General features: G+C 54.1%; 12 protein-coding genes. 5 read left to right on the top strand and 7 right to left on the bottom strand.

The window, feature by feature from the left end; genetic code table 11:
* Positions 1 to 517: 517 nt before the first annotated feature.
* The 3 genes from KA369_04580 to KA369_04590 all read right to left on the bottom strand — a co-directional run bounded on the left by KA369_04580 (position 518) and on the right by KA369_04590 (position 7548).
* The gene (locus KA369_04580; GenBank protein ID MBP7735229.1) at positions 518 to 949 is read right to left on the bottom strand and encodes a universal stress protein; all 432 of its coding nucleotides are present in this window, start codon (positions 947 to 949) and stop codon (positions 518 to 520) included.
* 251 nt (positions 950 to 1200) lie between these two features.
* On the bottom strand, positions 1201 to 5472 hold the full coding sequence (locus tag KA369_04585; protein MBP7735230.1) for a hypothetical protein: 4272 nt from the start codon (positions 5470 to 5472) through the stop codon (positions 1201 to 1203).
* A gap of 450 nt (positions 5473 to 5922) precedes the next feature.
* Positions 5923 to 7548, bottom strand: coding sequence for a CTP synthase (locus tag KA369_04590; GenBank protein MBP7735231.1), 1626 nt, complete (start codon positions 7546 to 7548; stop codon positions 5923 to 5925).
* Positions 7549 to 8110: 562 nt separating this feature from the next.
* Here KA369_04590 and KA369_04595 point away from each other — a divergent pair.
* From KA369_04595 to KA369_04615, 5 genes are all read left to right on the top strand, one after another.
* The gene (locus KA369_04595; GenBank protein MBP7735232.1) at positions 8111 to 8485 is read left to right on the top strand and encodes a PilZ domain-containing protein; all 375 of its coding nucleotides are present in this window, start codon (positions 8111 to 8113) and stop codon (positions 8483 to 8485) included.
* A gap of 6 nt (positions 8486 to 8491) precedes the next feature.
* Positions 8492 to 9352, top strand: a complete 861-nt coding sequence (locus KA369_04600) for a hypothetical protein (GenBank protein MBP7735233.1) — start codon at positions 8492 to 8494, stop codon at positions 9350 to 9352.
* Between the two features lie 142 nt (positions 9353 to 9494).
* On the top strand, positions 9495 to 12932 hold the full coding sequence (mfd, locus tag KA369_04605) for a transcription-repair coupling factor (protein MBP7735234.1): 3438 nt from the start codon (positions 9495 to 9497) through the stop codon (positions 12930 to 12932).
* Positions 12933 to 13032: 100 nt separating this feature from the next.
* Positions 13033 to 13713, top strand: coding sequence for a hypothetical protein (locus KA369_04610; GenBank protein ID MBP7735235.1), 681 nt, complete (start codon positions 13033 to 13035; stop codon positions 13711 to 13713).
* Positions 13714 to 13951: 238 nt separating this feature from the next.
* Positions 13952 to 14689: a hypothetical protein gene (locus tag KA369_04615; protein ID MBP7735236.1), complete on the top strand. Its 738-nt coding sequence runs from the start codon at positions 13952 to 13954 to the stop codon at positions 14687 to 14689.
* Between the two features lie 61 nt (positions 14690 to 14750).
* On the opposite strand, the gene KA369_04620 is transcribed toward KA369_04615, so the two are convergent.
* From KA369_04620 to KA369_04635, 4 genes are read right to left on the bottom strand one after another with little or no spacing between them, the layout of a single operon-like run.
* Positions 14751 to 15842, bottom strand: coding sequence for a chemotaxis response regulator protein-glutamate methylesterase (locus KA369_04620; GenBank protein MBP7735237.1), 1092 nt, complete (start codon positions 15840 to 15842; stop codon positions 14751 to 14753).
* Entirely contained in the window at positions 15835 to 16395 is a 561-nt protein-coding gene (locus tag KA369_04625; protein MBP7735238.1) for a chemotaxis protein CheD, read from the bottom strand. Before KA369_04625 ends, KA369_04620 begins: the two co-directional genes overlap by 8 nt.
* Positions 16396 to 16434: 39 nt before the next feature.
* Positions 16435 to 17268, bottom strand: coding sequence for a protein-glutamate O-methyltransferase (locus KA369_04630; GenBank protein ID MBP7735239.1), 834 nt, complete (start codon positions 17266 to 17268; stop codon positions 16435 to 16437).
* 16 nt (positions 17269 to 17284) lie between these two features.
* Positions 17285 to 17875 carry a chemoreceptor glutamine deamidase CheD gene (locus KA369_04635; GenBank protein MBP7735240.1) on the bottom strand — a complete coding sequence of 197 codons (591 nt, stop codon included), beginning with the start codon at positions 17873 to 17875 and terminating at the stop codon, positions 17285 to 17287.
* Position 17876: the final 1 nt, after the last annotated feature.

Here is a 17876-nt window from a genome sequence, read left to right on the forward strand (position 1 = left end):
GTATAACTTATTAAAATCTATACGCTTCGCCCACGCCACCTTCGGCTGCGGGGGCGGATTCAGCTAATCAATAAGTTGTACACAATGTCTGATATTCGTAATATTTTCAATGAATATATTTGCAAGCATTAATTAGAAACCCTCTTAAAAATGGCAGATAATGATAAAATACCCCGCAGCAAGATACGGGGTATTTTGTCGCATAATGTTTTGCGCGTTCTCATCCCCGGAGCAGAGCTCCGGGGTTTGCGCGCGCTGCGATCAAATCTGTCATTGCGAGGAGTCCCGATTACATCGGAGCGATGCATCAATCTTGATCTTGATTTTGATTCAGAATGTAGACATGGGAAACCTTTTCATCATTATCCTATATGTAATGATACTCATGATCGCTTCGCTTTGCTCGCAATGACAAAAAAAGCAAGAACAATTGCATTTTTTAATATATCTATTAATCGTATCAATAACCCACGGCCAATCCCGCAGCCTTTTAAAAAGGGAGCTCCGGAAATTCCCGCTATTTAACGACGCACACGGAGCAATGGGCGTGGTGCACCACCCGGTCGGATATGGAGCCGACCAGGAACCGCGCTACGGCGGAGCGGCCCTTGCTGCCCATGACGATCATGTCATACCCGCCCTGTTCCGCGATCTCGCAGATCTTGTCCGCCGGGTATCCCTCCACCACGATCCGGTCCCACTCGATGTTCTCATGGTCCAGCATGGGATGGACTTCCTCGAAGCGCTGCTCCGAGAGCCACTTCACGCGGTCGACCCCCTCCGGCGCGGCGCCGTAAAATCCGGGCAACGGGCCGAATTCCTCCACGACCTCCAGGACCGTCAATTTCGCGTGGGACTCCTTGGCTATGACGATGGCCATTTCCAGCGCCTTCTTCGAGGATTCCGATCCGTCCACCGGGGCCAGCACCTTCTGGATATACCGTCTCATCTGTTCTTCTCCATGAACCGTATTTGGTTGAACTATAAATAATAGTTACCCATTATCAACAGGGGAGTCAAGAAATTTATTGAAGGTGTGATTGCGAATCCAGAGGAGCCAGATAGCTGCCGGATTGCCATTGTCTTTGAACATCGCTCGGATCAAATCATGGGAAAGCCATGTATGCAAAACGCGCAAAAAGAACACCCGTCCTGCAACGGGCGGGTGTTCTGCCGTTTAATACCGTACTTACGCCTTTATTAATCGGCCTGGAATCCAAGGTTCTTGATAATCACATTGATATCAACCCTCGGATCGTTCATGTCCGCCATGGCCTCCAGCATCAGCACCAGGTCGTCCCAGAGGGGCGAATTGGGATCGCTGACAATGCTCCAGCCCAGGAAACGGTCCAGGTCCTCAATGATATACTGCATAGAGTAAGGCGTCGTCATGGTCGTCACCGCGTAATTCAGGATGCTGTCGTTGTTCTTGAGGAGAATATCGACATTCTTCAGCATCCGTTCGTATTTCTCTCCGGTGCCGCCGGACGTTTTCATCACGTCATGCACCTGGGGAAGGTAGGCCACCATGTCAATCAGCTGGTCATAAGCGTCCGTATTCCCCGTGCCATGGTCGTACCCGTGGTAGTGCCAGCCGGCGCTGTCGTGCTTCGCGAAGATCTTGCCCGCCGTGTACAGGAGCCCGTGGACCTGCTCTTCGGTCAGGGATTGGGCCAGGACGGCATTGACGATATTCACCAGGTTCGGCGTGATGTCGCGGGAGCCGCCGACGAACTGCTTCAGTTTGCTCATGGAATCTGTAAATGTGGTCCACTGGGCATCATGGGCTTCATTCCCGGCGCCTGTCCTGAACGGCCCTTCATACCCGAGGAAGTCCTCGAGGGAAATGTCCTCGTTTCTCTGCGAGAATACCCACTGGTAATTGGTGTAATTAAGGGTCTTATGATAGCCGTTGGTTATGGCTTCGCTCTTGTTGATCTTCATAGCCGTCATCAGCTGTTCAAGACCAAGCGCAACATTCTGGCGCTGGGCGCTGTTGGGTGTTTCGCCCAGTTTCTGCAGCAACGCCATGAGGCGGGTCACCAGCCGCGTATTGTCGGTGACCATGGGCAGAAGCCCGTTGGTATCCGTCATCCCGCTGCCGGTCATTACGCTGAGTACCGTCCTGAGAGGCGTTGTGCCGTTTGTAGCGACCTCTCGCGGGAGGTACGGGGTCGTGTCATGGGCCGTATTCGGGTTGAAATACTGGTAATCAAACCCTGATTCGGTTTTCACCCTGGGCACCCACCGGTTATCGGCCGTGTAGTAGCGCATCAGCGGCTTCGAAAGCGGTATAAAGATTCCTTCGAGAAGGTCCGCAAGGGGATACTTGTGCTGCGACACGGTATAGTTGTAATTATGACCGGAAGTCGTCTTGGTATAGCTGGTCCCTTCCCACAGCGTTCCGGTTATGGCCAGGAGAAGCGGGAAGAACTTATTCCGGTTGTCCCAGAGGGTAGTGCCGTCAACGCCGATGTCTGCATTGGATGATTGAATGTAGCCCTCGTTCTGATCGGTCCCGTCAACATCGGCATTCAAGAATCCCATACGCACAACGGGATCTATATTCCTCCCCACAGCATCGGGAAGAACATAGCCGTTCCCCAGGATGGTCCCGAAGAGATAATCATTAGAAATGGTTATCAGCGCCAGGTTGAGGTATCTTACAAATACGAGTATACGGCCGTCCCCGGGCCTGCTGGAATCCCTGTAATCCGGGACATTGGCCGTTGCCACATCGCCAAGATGGATTTTTGACGAATAATAATGATCGGATGCCCAATGGCCGTTCTCATCACCCTTGCGGGCATTGGCCAGGCCAACCGCACCGTTGGCTTCAATTATTACAAAGGCGCCGCTATGACCGAGGGTTATGCCTGCCAGGGCAGCCTTCATGTACATCGGAATGGTGAATACAAATTTTTTCTCAAGCAGGAACCACTGGAGGTTCCGATACATCGCTTCCTCCTGCGAGCGGCATTCGCGGATGGCGCTCTGCTCAGGAATCTTTTCGAAGAACCTGAAATTACCGCTTGTCCTGCTGCCATTTGAACTCTGGTTGAGATGGAACATGTCATTTCCGCTGGTTCCATCCACCCAGCTGTCACCACCAGCATTCATGGGCGGCGCAAGATATTTCCGACCGCCATCATCATAGGTTATGACGAAATAATCCGATTCAAGCACCGGCCGGTACCGGTTCGCCCGCTGGGAATTCACATCTGAATCATTGTCCGGATTGTCTGAAACATCATTGGCATTTTCAGCCGTGTGACCCTTGTGGGGATACCAATACTCCCATGTGGACACAGTGGAGCTGGGCTTGTACACGTAGGCATATACTTCACCGTTCGGCTTGTAATAGCGGCACACGGTGCGGTTGCCCTTGCCCGGCCAGTTGAAGGTCATGGTGTCGGCGTCCTTGTTGTCTTTCTCCGGGCTGTAATAGTAGGGTCCGCCGCCGTCCCAGCATGAGCGGGCCAGCCAGCTCATGAGGAACTGTGCGGTATTCAAAATGCCCTTTCCGTCAGCAACCTTCGGGAAATAGGTCCGGTAATCATTTTCACTGCCCGTTGTGGAAAGGGTCTGTTTGCTAGTGACCGAGACTGCAGTCTCACCGCCGTTGGGTATGCCGGCATCGCCGGCGCATCCCGCCGGGAGCAGTCCGAGGGTCGGGAAATCATAGCCGAGATAAAACTTGTGTGAGCCGTAGGAGTTAACAGAGTACGGAAATGAGCTCCGGGCAACATGGTCGCCCTGGTCCAGCCGCTCGTCAAGGGCCAGCGAATAGGAGTGCATCCCCAGGGAGCAGCCGGCAACCGTAACCTGTCCGGAGGTCAGGGCATACATCGAGTCGTTTATGGTGATGATGCCGTTCGTTGATGCACCGTGCGTGCGGTTCCAGTTGCTCGCCGGTTCCTCGCCGTCGCTACTCAGCTGGGTCAGGAAACCGAAATTATAACTTCCCGCTATCGTAAAAACAAGATGATCCAGGTACGACAGACTCGACCAGCTTCCGTCGGCGGAACGCAAACGTCCGCGGCCATTGTACTCAAGCATTCTCTTGATGGAAGGCTCAAGGGTCACCGTATTGTAATCGATCCCGGCGTTCTTCAGCTTGGCCAGCGAAACGGTGAGTTCCTCCACCGGCGAGCGGCCGCTGCTGTTGCTGAAGATCTTCATTGTATCGTCCAGTGTCGAGCTGTCGTCGTCCCGAATAAAAAGCTTGGCCACGTTTGGAACCATGTCGCGGACAGTTTCCTTAAGAGAGGCGTTGACATAGGGATTCGTGTTGTGGTAGTCCGCCACCGTGTCGTAGGCATTGTCCCCGAACTCATGGGTGCCGAAGTACTCGGACAGGTTGATAATGGCGCTCTTCATCTTGGCCGTGCCGTCCGGTGCGTTAAGAAGCGCCGCCACGTCTTCGGCAAGGATGCTGTCAATGATGTCCCGCGCTTCGGAATCATTGGCAATCACATTATTGAGACCATAGAGCAGCTTGACTAGTCCCTTCGTGGCGTTGCCCAGATCCGTATTCCTGGTATAGTCGCCGGTAAGGACCAGATCCCTGCTCGCCGGGGGCGTGTAACTGCCGTTGACCCACATCGGGTAATCGCAGCTCATGGTCATCTTCCCCAGCAGCTTGGCCAGCTTGGTGACGTCATATTCGATCCTGACGCGCGTCGCCCGGTCGTTCCAGTTATTCACGGTCGCACCGACGAGATTATCGGTGAGACAGCGGTCGTTGGAAGTCAATTCCACGGAATTGCCGGAACCATCGTAGAGCGTTACCTTCATGCCGATCGGAATTTCCAGTGATGAGATATCCCCTGAGGATATGCCGTTTGAAGGAAGGGTGTAATCGCCCGCCGGCAGGTCCACGGCATACCCGGAGGCGTCATACATGCAGTGCTGGAAAAACCTCACCTTCATCATGCGCCCCATGTCCGACTCGATCTCGACCGGGTCCTTTTCGTTGACCATGTAATCCACCACCTGTCCGGCCATGGCCAGAATATCACTGCTCAGATTGGTATTGTCAGCGACCTGGTCAAGGGCGCTGTAAAACTGCGCCAGCCGGTCAACACTGGTGTTGTCATAATAACCCTTATCAGCCTGGCCTGAATCCTTGTAGTGATAATCGGCTGGATCCATCATGATCTTCAGCAGCCCGTGGAGCTCCCCTACCATGGGAACCAGGAAGGGCGCCTGGACCAGGTCGACAGCGTCCCTTAGAAACAGAGGAATCTCAAATCCATTGAGGAGCATATCCCCCAGAGTGTCGTTGAGCCTCTGGGAGTCCAATGAATCAATGGCGCTGTGCAGGGCCGGAAAGCCGTCAAAAAGCTTGAGGAGATTGTATTGCGGCTCCTGGTCATTTTGTTGAAATGAAGCAAGCTGTTTCTTGGAACAGCCGGAACCGATCACCAATACCAGCATGATGCTGATTACTATAGATATGAATTTATTCATAACCTCATGACCTCCTCAAGTTAAGCTTCCCTTCTATAACTTACTAATCAAATCCGATAACAATCTTAATTAAATAACCGTCCAGCCGGTTTTTTTATAAATCTTTCTTTTAAAATAATCATTAATAATGCTAAAAAAAATAATCCTATCTTTATGAATTATTATGCCACCTGTTCAATAAAAACAATATACAATAAAAAATCCGCTTAGGCTATAATATTGATAAAAATAATCAGCCCGTGTCGGCTTTTTATAATAAATAAATTAATTTTCCTTACAAAAACCTATCAATGATAATATAATCAGTGATCATCAAATACTGATATGAGAATAATAAATACTAAAATTGTATAATTGTCTGGCCAATTTCAGGTATCATCAGAAAATGACATTATCATACACGGCATTGATGATTAGATAATCCCACTCTGAGTCCGGCAAGAAGGTCTTTTATTTGCCGGAGCGTCTTTCCACCGAGGCCCTGATAAAATCCCTGAAAAGAGGGTGCGGTTTCGTGGGTTTTGATTTAAACTCCGGATGAAACTGGGTTGCTATGAACCAGGGATGACCGGGAAGCTCGATGGTCTCAACCAGGTTAATAGGCACATGGATCCCGCCGAAGGCCATGCCGCATTTCTCGTAAGTTTCGCGGTAACGGTTGGTGAATTCATACCGGTGACGGTGCCTCTCCATGACCGATTCTTTGCCGTATATCTCCCTTACCCTGCTTCCTTCATTAAGATGGCACTGGTACGCGCCCAGGCGCATGGTGCCGCCCATGTCAAGGACGATCTCCTGGTCCTCAAGGAGGGATATGACAGGGTGAGGCGTGGAGGGATCGAATTCCTTCGAATTGGCCCCTGCCAGGCCGCAGACGCTGCGGCCGAATTCGATGACTGCGCACTGCAGGCCGAGGCAGATGCCGAAGAAAGGGATATTGTTGGTGCGCGCATGGTTAATGGCCAGCACCTTCCCCTCGATTCCCCTGTCGCCAAAGCCGCCCGGCACCAGGACGCCGTCAATGCCGTCGAGAAGGCTCGTGATGCTATCCGGGGACTTCTCGATATCCTCGGAATCGATGCGGACTATGTCCAGGCGGGCCTTGTTGGCAGCCGCCCCGTGAAGGATCGCCTCGTATATGGATCGATAGGCGTCCTGGAGCGAAATATACTTGCCCACCACGGCGATGCGGACATTCTTTTCCGGGTTCTTCAGGGACTTGATGAAGCCGTCCCAGGCGGGGATCTTGAGGGGCTTCGCGTCCATCTTGAAGTTTTCCAGCACGATGTTGTCGTATTCCTGCTCATGGAACATGTAGGGGATCTCGTAGATGGACCCGGGGACGTCGATGGCGGATATGACATTGCGCTCCGATACGTTGCAGAACAGGGCTATCTTGCTTTTCAGGTCCGTGGTCAGCGGGTTGGCCGAACGGCAGAGGAGGATGTCGGGAATGATCCCTATTTCCATCAGCTCCTTGACCGAATGCTGCGTCGGCTTCGTCTTCTGCTCCCCCGCGGCGGACAGGGTGGGCACCAGGGTAAGATGGACATTGAGGACCCGGTTCGAGCCGAGCTCCTGGCGGATCTGGCGGATGGCCTCCAGGAAGGGGATCGATTCTATGTCACCCACAGTGCCGCCGATCTCGACCATGACGAAGTCCAGGTCGTAGTTGGCCGCGACGCTGTAGATGCGGCTCTTTATCTCGTCGGTGATATGGGGAATGACCTGGACGGTGCGGCCCAGGTAATCGCCCCGCCGCTCACGCTGGATGACGGTGTTGTAGATCTGGCCCGTGGAAATCGAGTTCTTCCTGGTATACTCTGCGCCGGTGAAGCGCTCGTAGTAGCCCAGGTCCAGGTCTGTCTCGGCGCCGTCCTCCGTCACGTACACCTCGCCGTGCTGGAAGGGGCTCATGGTGCCCGGGTCTATGTTTATGTAGGGATCCATTTTGATGATCGAAACCCTGTAGCCGTGGCCTTCCAGGAGCATGCCCAGCGAGGCTATGGAGATGCCCTTCCCCAGTGAGGAGCATACTCCCCCGGTCACGAAAATGAATTTTGTATTAATGTTCATATGCCACCAGAATTAAAAAGCGTTAGGGCTTTCATGCCATGTTTCCGGATCCGGCAAAGACCCGGGAAATGCACATAAGAGCGCGCCCCATGTTTTGGGATGCGCTCTTAACAGGCATCGGCCCTTTGGCAGATATTATCGAATATCATTCCAACTGAATAATATGACATAATAATTGGACATTGTAAATCCAAAAAATGGGCTTTATATTACATGGATGTTAATTTTTTAATGCAATTTGTCTAGCTCCGCCCCCCCCCTTGGTTTTAAACATATATCAAATAATTAATATAAAAATTTAATGACTGTGCCAATGAAATACCCCACGGTCCGGACATGACGTTACGGGGGCATTCTGCCATATATTGTTTTAACCGGTTTCAACTACGGAGCGGAGCTCCGGGCTTTTCGCGCGCAGCGATAAAACATGGCTTGACATAATACTCGCGATCGGTTTAATTTTATACGGACACGGTCGGATTATCCCGTTGGCCATGAAGCCCGGCCGGCCCGGACAAATGTGACGTCGTATCATGCAAAATATATTCACCAGAGGACCGAAATGGTAGAAAAGCGCAGATTTCCCCGCCATCAGTGCAAGCTTAAAACGGTATTCAATTATTATGAAGGGAACCCCGATGATATTGACAACGAGATAACGGTCCCGAGCAAGGGAAAGGGCGTCATCTGCGACATCAGCCAGGGCGGCGCGCTCCTGGTCACCTCGGCCCGCGTTTCTCCCGGCGTGCCGGCCCTTCTCAATTTCAAGATAAAAAAGCAGAAGATGGCGATACATGGCCGCATCGTCAGGACAGGATTGTTAAAGAACAACCCGACCGAGGTGGCCCAGAAGATGGCCCGTTTTTCCTCCTTCGGCGACGCATACATAGCGATAGAATTCAAGGAGCCCATCTCATTTTCATCTGAAGATCTGTGATACGACATGAAAAACGTTATCATCCGCATCAACGACATAGCCGATATCGATACATCCAAGATATCGGTCTATGACCTCAATAACCGCTATGTGGACTCCCACGGGACGATGTACGGCCTCAGGTACAACAAGGCACAGAGAAAGATCGAGGTCATTAAGATCGTGAGGACCCATGAAAAGAACGCCGCCACGTACCAGCAGAAGATCATCCAGAAAAAGAGGGGCGCCGGGGATATGGCCGCCAACGGCTTTGACGCGATGAGCGGCCATTATGAAGAGCCGGAAGACGAATCGGAGGAATATTACAATCCCGAAGGCTTTATCGAAAAAACGATGGAGCTCACCAAGACCCACCGGGAGCGGCTCAAGGCGATCATAATGATGATACGCAACTCCAACATCATTCCCAAGGAAAACAAGACCGACAACACCCATCTGGAGGATTTATTCAGGAACATGGATATCGACGGAATGCAGCCCCTTGAAAACCTGGCCAACTACCAGAAGGAGCTGATAAACTATCCCCGGTCCCTTACCTACTACCAGGCAAAAATGGACGACAAGAGCCGCGGAATAATCGACACCCTGGCGACCAGCAACAGGAAAGTCATGCGCTTCATATACCTCGCGGAGATGCTCGAGAACACCCGCATGCTCTATCGTAACATCGACAAGCTGGTAAAAAACCTGAAAAAATTCCTCGAAGAAAAAAACCCCGACGACGTAAAGTGGGTCACGGCCCATGAAAGACAATCCTTCAAGGACGGGATGGTGTCGATCAACACCACCATCCAGGAGATAGAAGACCTCCTTGACGATCTCACAAAGCTCGAGGAATACACCTTCAACCTGGAACATTATTCATAGGCGAGGATGCGCATCCTCGCCTACGCAGGCAATGCCGCCCCCGCGCATGGATCATCACGCAAAAAAATTCCTTGCATTATAACACCATTGGAAAAAATGTACCTCTGACAGAGGCCGGTATATAAATCCCGGATGGAAAGACATGACCCTCAAACCCTTATGCGACATATTCAGGCGGTCCGACGAGTTCGGCGAGCTGCGGAGGGCCCTCGGGGAGAAGGACCGCGGCGGAAGCGACGGCCCCCTCCTGGTCGAAGGGATATCTCCCGCTTCGTTCCCGCTGATCGCCGCGTCGGTCTTCCATGAATCGCCGCGGCAGGTGATCGTGGTTGCCGAGAATTACCAGAAGATGCACGAGACGCACCTGGACCTGAGCGCGATGGTCGACGAGGCCTCGCTCTTCCTCTTCCCCCCCTGGGAGACCCTCCCCTACGAGTTCGTGTCGCCGCCGGAAACGACGGAGCGGGAGCGGATCACCGCCCTCTACCGGCTCATCAAGGGCGGGCCGGCCCTGGTGGTGACGGCCGTGGAATCGGTCATGAGGAAGATCCCGAACCGCGGTTTCTTCGAGAAAAAAGGGGTCGTCCTCGAGGCCGGCGCTGACTATCCCTTCGACGACATCGTGGCGATGCTGGCCGCGTACGGCTACTCCCGGGAAAAGCGGGTCGAGTCCTTCGGGCATTTCGCCATCAAGGGAGGCATCATCGACATCTTCCCCCCGTCCCACGATACGCCCCTGCGACTTGATTTTTTCGGCGACACCCTTGAATCGATACGGGAATTCGACCTGGCCAGCCAGATCTCGAGCGCCGAACACCGGTCCGTCACCGTATACCCGCGGAAAGAGCTGGTCCTGTTCGGGACCGAGCGTGAGAAGCTGCAGGGCCTCCTTTCCGAAGCGCGGTCCGGCGGCCTGGACCTGCCGGAGAACATCCTCTCCCGGCTGAAGGAAGGATCGCTGGATGATGTGAGCGGCATCGAAGACCTGTTTCCGCACATAATACCGGGCGACACCCTCTTTTCATATCTCCGGGAGGATGCCATCATCATATACCTGGAACCGGCGGAGCTCTCGGTTAAGCGCAATCACATCGAAAAGACGTTCCACGAGCTGTATGACCGGAAGCGCGCCGCGACCCTCTGCCTTCCGCCGGAGAGCCTCATCGATCCGGAGGCCTATGACCGGGGGCGCGCGAAGGCCCTCTGCCTCCAGGCTTTCACCGCCTCCCCGCACTCCATGAAATGGCAGCTCCGGAGCATCCCCAATTTTCACGGCAGGATAAAGCAGGTCCGCGAGGAGATCGCCGCGCGGTTCGAGCAGGGGTGGCGCGTGGCCGTCACGACCGGCTTCGAGGGCCAGGCGCGGCGCCTCTACGACCTCCTCGCCGAGTTCAAGCCGGACGGCAAGTTCGAGGAATTCACCGACGCTGACCTGAACATCCTTCTATCCCCCCTCAAGGAGGGGATCGAGATCGCGTCCGCCAGGCTCCTCGTCATAACGGACCACGAGATCTTCGGCAAGAGCTACCGCAAAAAGCGGGAATTCAAGAAGAAGACCTCCCGGCCCATCGACTCGTTCCTCGACCTGAAGCCGGGCGACTACGTCGTCCACATCAACCACGGCATCGGCACGTTCCGGAAAATCGAGCGGATGTCCGCCGGCGGGGTCGAGCGTGACTTCCTCCTGATCGAGTACGCCGAGGGGGACCGGCTCTACGTCTCCCTGGACCAGATCACCATGGTGCAGAAGTATATCGGGCTCGAGGGACGAAAGCCCCGCATCGACAGCCTGGGAAAAAAATCGGCGTGGAACCGCATCAAGGAGAAGGTCCAGAAATCCGTCGAGGAAACGGCGGCGGAGCTCATCAAGATATACTCCGCCCGGCGCGCCCTGAAGGGTTTCCAGTTCCCGCCGGACACCACCTGGCAGGAGGAGTTCGAGTCCCAGTTCGATTACGAGGAGACGCCGGACCAGATCACGGCCATCGAGGACGTGAAGGACGACATGGAAAACCCGCGCCCCATGGACCGCCTCATCTGCGGCGACGTGGGCTTCGGGAAGACAGAGGTGGCCATCCGGGCCGCCTTCAAGGCCGTCATGGCGGGGCGGCAGGTGGCGATACTCGTCCCCACCACGGTGCTGGCGATGCAGCACTTCACCACCTTCACGAAACGCTTTTCCGGCTACCCCATCGAGATCGACATGATATCGCGCTTCCGCACCTCCGCCGAGATAGGCCGCATCAAGGCCAGGCTGAAAGAGGGGAAGATCGACATCATCATCGGCACCCACGCGATGCTGGCCAGGGACATGATCATCAAGAACCTGGGCCTCCTCGTCATCGACGAGGAGCAGCGCTTCGGCGTGCGCCACAAGGAGCAGCTGAAGAAATTCCGCACCCTGGTGGACGTCATGACCCTCTCCGCCACGCCGATCCCCCGCACCCTCCACATGGCCATGGCGGGCATCCGGGACCTGACGATCATCCTCACGCCGCCGGAGAACCGCCAGTCCATCGAGACCTACGTTATGGAGGACAACCCGGACATCCTCCGCATGGCCGTCATGAACGAGATCGAGCGGGGCGGCCAGGTCTTCTACGTGCACAACCGCGTCCAGACCATCGAGGCCCACGCGGTCATGATGCGGGAGCTTGTGCCCGAGGCGACCTGCGCCGTCGCCCACGGCCAGATGCACGAGCACGAGCTCGAGGACGTCATGATCGACTTCCTCAACCACAAGTTCGACATCCTGGTCAGCACCTCCATCATCGAGTCGGGCCTGGACATGCCCAACGTCAACACCATCGTCATCAACCGCGCCGACGCCTTCGGCCTGTCGCAGCTCTACCAGCTCAAGGGGCGCGTGGGCCGCTCGAACCGCAAGGCCTACGCATACCTCTTTTACCCGAAGCACCGCCCCCTCACGGAGGAGGCGATGAAGCGCCTTCGCGTCATCGCCGAGTACTCCGAGCTCGGCAGCGGCTTCAAGATCGCCATGAAGGACATGGAGATACGGGGGGCCGGCAACATCCTGGGCGTGGAGCAGTCGGGCAACATCTTCGAAGTGGGTTTCGAGCTGTATCTGAACATGCTCGAGGACGCGGTACAGCAGCTCAAGGGCGAGCCGGTCTCGTCGCAGTTCCGGACCCCACTTTTCCTGAAGACGGACTTCTTCATCCCCGACGCCTACATCGGCGACGAGAAGCAGAAGATAGAGTTCTACAAGCGCTTCGAGTCATGCGATTCCGTCGAGGAGGTCGAGCAGGTCGAGAAGGAGATGGTGGACCGCTTCGGCCCCTACCCGGAGGAGGTGAGAACGCTGATCCAGATCGAGCAGATCCGGGCCATGGCCTCGCTCCTGGCCATCGACGAGATAATGGAGGATTCCCGCTCCATCAGGATCACAATTTCGGGGAGCGCCCGGGTCGACGTGAAGAAGGTGGTGGGGCTGATGGCCGCGGACCGGCGCCTGTCCATCGACCAGGCCGACCGGGAGACCCTTATCTTCGTGCCGGAATCGATGAAAGCCGAAAAAAAGGTGCCGGAGCTGAAAAAATTGTTGCAACAATTGATGTGATGGGTAACTTCTGCAACCTGTAGTGTTTCAAAAAATCATGGCTCCCCTGTTCCATGGCGAGCCTCATACCCAATATTATATCACGCATAAGGAAAAGATAATGAAAAAGTGTACAATGGCCCTGGCGATCACCCTCTTTATCGCCGCAACGCTGGTATCCGGCTGCAAGAAGGAAGGCAACGAGGTAGTGGTCAAAATCGACGACGAAAAAATCACCCTCGACGAGTTTAACAACTATTACTACATGTTCGCCAAGATGATGCTGAACATGGACAAGAAGGAAGTGGACAAGATGGCCGCCAACCCCGAGATAGAGAACCATCCCACACTCAACCTGCTTAACAAAACAAAGTTTCTTGATTTCCTTGTCAGCAGGAAGCTCCTCTACAACAAGGCTTTTAACGACGATTCGATGAACAAAGACGACCTGAAAACAATCAAAGAGCTTTCCGATCTCCAGTTCGTTTCATCATACTACCTGAGCCAGAAGCTCAAGGACGAGATCAAGGTCAGCGACGAGGAAAAAAACAATTTCTACAACAGGAACAAGGAGCGGCTCAAAGGCATGCCGGTGAACGAGGAAATGGACAACTGGATCAAGCAGCAGGTGTTCATGGAAAAGCTTGAGATCAAATCCAACCAGTTCATCCTCGAGCTCCTCGGCGAGGCCAAGGTCAACAAGGAAGGTTTCAAGAAACACCTGGCCAAGGCGCAAAAAACCGACGAGAAAAAAGACGAAACGAAGGACGAGCCCAAGGAAAAGAAAGCCGACAAGAAATAACCGCTCGGCAATCGATGAGCAGTGTAAACGGAATTTCCTGCATCGCCCCGCGCCAGCGGGGCGATGTCATATGGTGATAACCGGGGTGGATGCGGGTTTTGGATCGCGCTCCTATTGATTGTTGACAAAATAATCGCCTCCCCTGTAATATGTTTCAGGCACAGAGGGAGCGGCCCGGTAAAAAAATGAAACAAAATCTCTTTTCTTTTCCTAATACTATGTGCAACCAGGAATAACCATGAAATTGATCAACCTAATAACGCTTATCCTGATCATGGGCGCTGCCGCCGCAACGGTCGGATGCAAAAAAGACAGCGACAGCTCGATCATCCCCGGGTACTGGTCCCCCGGCGATTTCCGCCCGAGGGGCCTCGCGCGGGAAAAGGCGTACAAGCTCCAATTTTTAGATAATTCATCCGCTCCAACTGCCACCAATTATTGTTCCTCTGGCACCACCATCACCGATCCCAATACGACCGATCCGACAAACACCGCGTCAACGGGCCGGTGCGGCGCCGTCTACGGCATCTGGCTCACCGGTACATCGTACCAGAACAGCCTGGGATCGGAGGGGATCGCCGTCAAGAACACCCATCTGCCCTCCGCCACCATGATGATAAAAATAGTCCGATTCATGGGCCAGCCATGGGACATCATCCTGAACCTGAACGGCATAGTCTATACGGCCCAGAGTTCGGCCCTGGAGCTGATGTCATGCGAAAGCGTGGATTGGACGACCCCGGACTACACTGCTCCGGACGGCACAATATATGCCAACTCCGGCGTGAGGCTCAAATTGATGTATGTGCGATTTCTCCAGGATATAACCCTCACTTCCTCGGCCGGAACCATAACGATAGTGCAGACAGGCACTCTGCCTGATCCGACCCATCCGCCCACCTGGTATGATTCGTCGAATGTGCAGCACTTCAATCTTCCGGCCACGGGAGATTTCATCCTGGCCCAGGCGTTATAAATGCCGCTCCCGAAATGCGGGAAGCTTTCGAGGAAGATTTCGATAAACCGGCAGGACGCGTCTAGTCGTTGAAGGATTTAATATAATCTATCATGCCCTTGATGTTCCGTTCCATGGCCGCGGCGCCCAGCTTTTGCGCCTCGTTGGGCATGCCGTAGACCACGCAGGACGCCTCATCCTGGGCGATGGTAACGGCGCCGGCCTGCCTCATTTCGAGAAGCCCCGCGGCCCCGTCGGCGCCCATGCCGGTGCAGATGATGCCGAGGGCGGACTTCCCCGCCACCAGGCTCACCGACCGGAAGAGGACGTCCACCGACGGCTTGTGGCGGTTCACCGGCGGGCCGTCGTTGATCTCGGTCCAGTAGCCGTTCCCGTCGGCCCTGAGGATCATGTGCTTCCCGCCGGGTGCGATCAGCGCCATTCCCTTGTAAAGGCGGTCCTTGTCCTTCGCCTCGCGCACCATGATGGCGCACTTGTCGTTAACCCGGTTGGCGAACGCCTCGGTGAACTTCTCGGGCATATGCTGAGTGATGACGATGCCCGGGAGGTTGTCGGGGAGGTTCACCAGGATCTCGTCTATCACCTCGGTGCCGCCGGTGGAGGCGCCGATTGCTATGACCTTTTCGCTGCGCGCCCTGATCTCGCGCGGGTCCTTTTTCTGAAGGATGACGTCGGCGGAATACTTCTTGTCGACGATCATCGGCATCGGCTTTTCTTCGGGAAGTATCCTCGTTGACGCGCTCCGCTTCACCTTGGAATTGCTGGCCATTATTATCTTCTCTATCAGCGATTCGGCGAACTCCTTCATGCTGGCGCCGTCCTGTATCGAGGGCTTCAGTATGAAATCAACGGCCCCGCTCTCCAGCGCCTGAAGGGTGACCTTCGCGCCGCTGTCGGTGAAGGAGCTGACCATGATGACCGGCATGGGCGACGCTATCATCAGCTTTTTCAGGAAGGTCAGGCCGTCCATCCGCGGCATCTCTATATCCAGGGTGAGGACATCGGGACGCGCCTTGTTGATCTTGTCGGCGGCGATATACGGGTCCAGGGCGGTCCCCACGACCTCGATCCGCGACGATTGGGACAGGGCCTCGGTGAGAAACTTCCGCATAACCGCTGAATCATCGACAATCATGACCTTGATTTTATTCATTCGGGAAGCTCCTCCGGGCGTATTCTTTCTCCTCTTTGCCTATCTCATCGATGACATCCTTCCGCGTCGATTTCTTAAGATAAACCTTTCCGGTCTTCACGTCAAGAAGAAGTTTTCTGGTGTAATTGCTCCCCGTGTCGCTTTCGGTGATGGGGATATCCTCGATTTCCATCATCAGGTTCGCCAGCCGCACGTTGTCGTCCGATATCGAAGAAGAGCTCTGGATGCTTTCCAGCACATGGCCCCCGCCGAACACCTTCGCAACGATATTTTCCCTCTTGCAGCCCATGGCGAGCATGTCGGACAACAGCCTGTTGATCGCCGTAATGCCGTACTTGGCCTGCTTATCGGAAAATATATCCCGCGTGGTTATCCTCCCGGGCAGCATGAAGTGATTCATGCCGGCCACCCCCTTCTCGAGGTCGACAAGGCACACCGCCACGCATGAGCCGAGGAGCGTGCCGATGATTTCGTTTTCACCCGAAACGTAGTATTCTCCCGGATGAATGATCTTGATGTCCTTGCCGAATTTCGTGTTGTTACGGATATACATTGCGCATCGGGTCCTTGACTGTTTATATCAGATCACGCCTCACAACTGCATGATGGATTTCCGGTAAATCGTATGGCCCAGCAGCGTGAACCTGTTGGTAATGCTGGTCAGGTTCTCCGAATGGCCTATGAACAGATACCCGTCATCGTCAAGGTACCTGCCGAACCTTTCAAACAGTACCTTCTGCGTCGGCCTGTCAAAATATATGATCACGTTTCTGCAGAATATTATATCCATTTTCCCCTTCATCGGGTAGGCGTCCTCGAGGAGATTCAGTCGCCTGATGGTCACCATCTTGCGGATCTCATCCTTGACCTTGAAGAGGCCCTCGTTCCCGCCGGTGCCCCGCATGAAATATTTCTTAAGCACGGAAACATCGATATCCTTCACCTGCTCAAGGGTATACATTCCCGCGTACGCCTTTTCGAGAACATTGGTGTCGATATCGGTGGCGAGTATCTTGATCTCCGGCGTCTTCGCGCTGCCGAAAAACTCCTTCACGGTGATAGCGATCGAATACGGCTCTTCCCCCGTTGAGCACCCTGCGCTCCAGATCTTTATCGTCTTCTTGCCCCGCTCGATGAAATCGGGAAAGCAATTGTCCCGCATGTAATCAAAGTGCTTGAATTCCCGGAAAAACTCGGTTTTGTTGGTCGTGATGGCGTTTATGAACTCGATCTTTTCTTCATTGTAATTGTCGATGAGATAGTTGTAGTAATCGCGGTACGACGACAGGCCGAGAAACCGCAGGCGCTTGGAGAGACGCGCCTGTATGAGGGCCTTCTTCAGGTCGGTGAGCTTGATCCCCGCTTCCTGGTAGATCAGCTCTTTAAATTTAATAAATACATCGTCATCAAATTCGATAAAATTCATAACTGCCTGTCTGCTCTTATTCGAAAAGGACGACACGGCCCGCCTGTCTCTTGTTCCTGAATTCACTGTCAATGTACTCCTTTTCCATCTTCATGAATTCCGAAGAATCTTCATTGTTCTTCAGGATCTGCCGGTACACCGTGCCTTCCCGCGGCTCAAAATAGATTTTTCTCCTGAAATCGCCGCCCATATCGCTCCGCTCCACGTGAATCTTTTCAAGGGTGAAATATTCGTGGATGAAGCGTATGTTGGATTCGGCAAGGGCGCTGCTGTTGGTTATCCCGGTATTGGAATAACCGGCGCCGAATATCTTGGCGCGGATGAAATGCCGGTCGCCGCCTATCTTGACAAGCTCCCCCATCAGGTATTCCATGCTGAGTATGCCGCGCCGCGCGATCTCATCGGTAATGATTCCCTCGGTGCCCATGGTCCCGGGAACCACGAACAGCACCATCCCCCCGATTCTCCTCGGCGGGTCATAAATGCAAACCGCGACGCTGCTCCCCACCACGGTCCCCATCATGCAATCTTCTTTTGTGGCGAAATAGTCTCCCGGGTACAGGATATAGAGGTCTTTTTTGAATTTATTACTTTCACTTTTTATCATA

The organism is Spirochaetota bacterium, assembly GCA_017999915.1.
In the GTDB taxonomy this organism is placed as follows: domain Bacteria; phylum Spirochaetota; class UBA4802; order UBA4802; family UBA5550; genus RBG-16-49-21.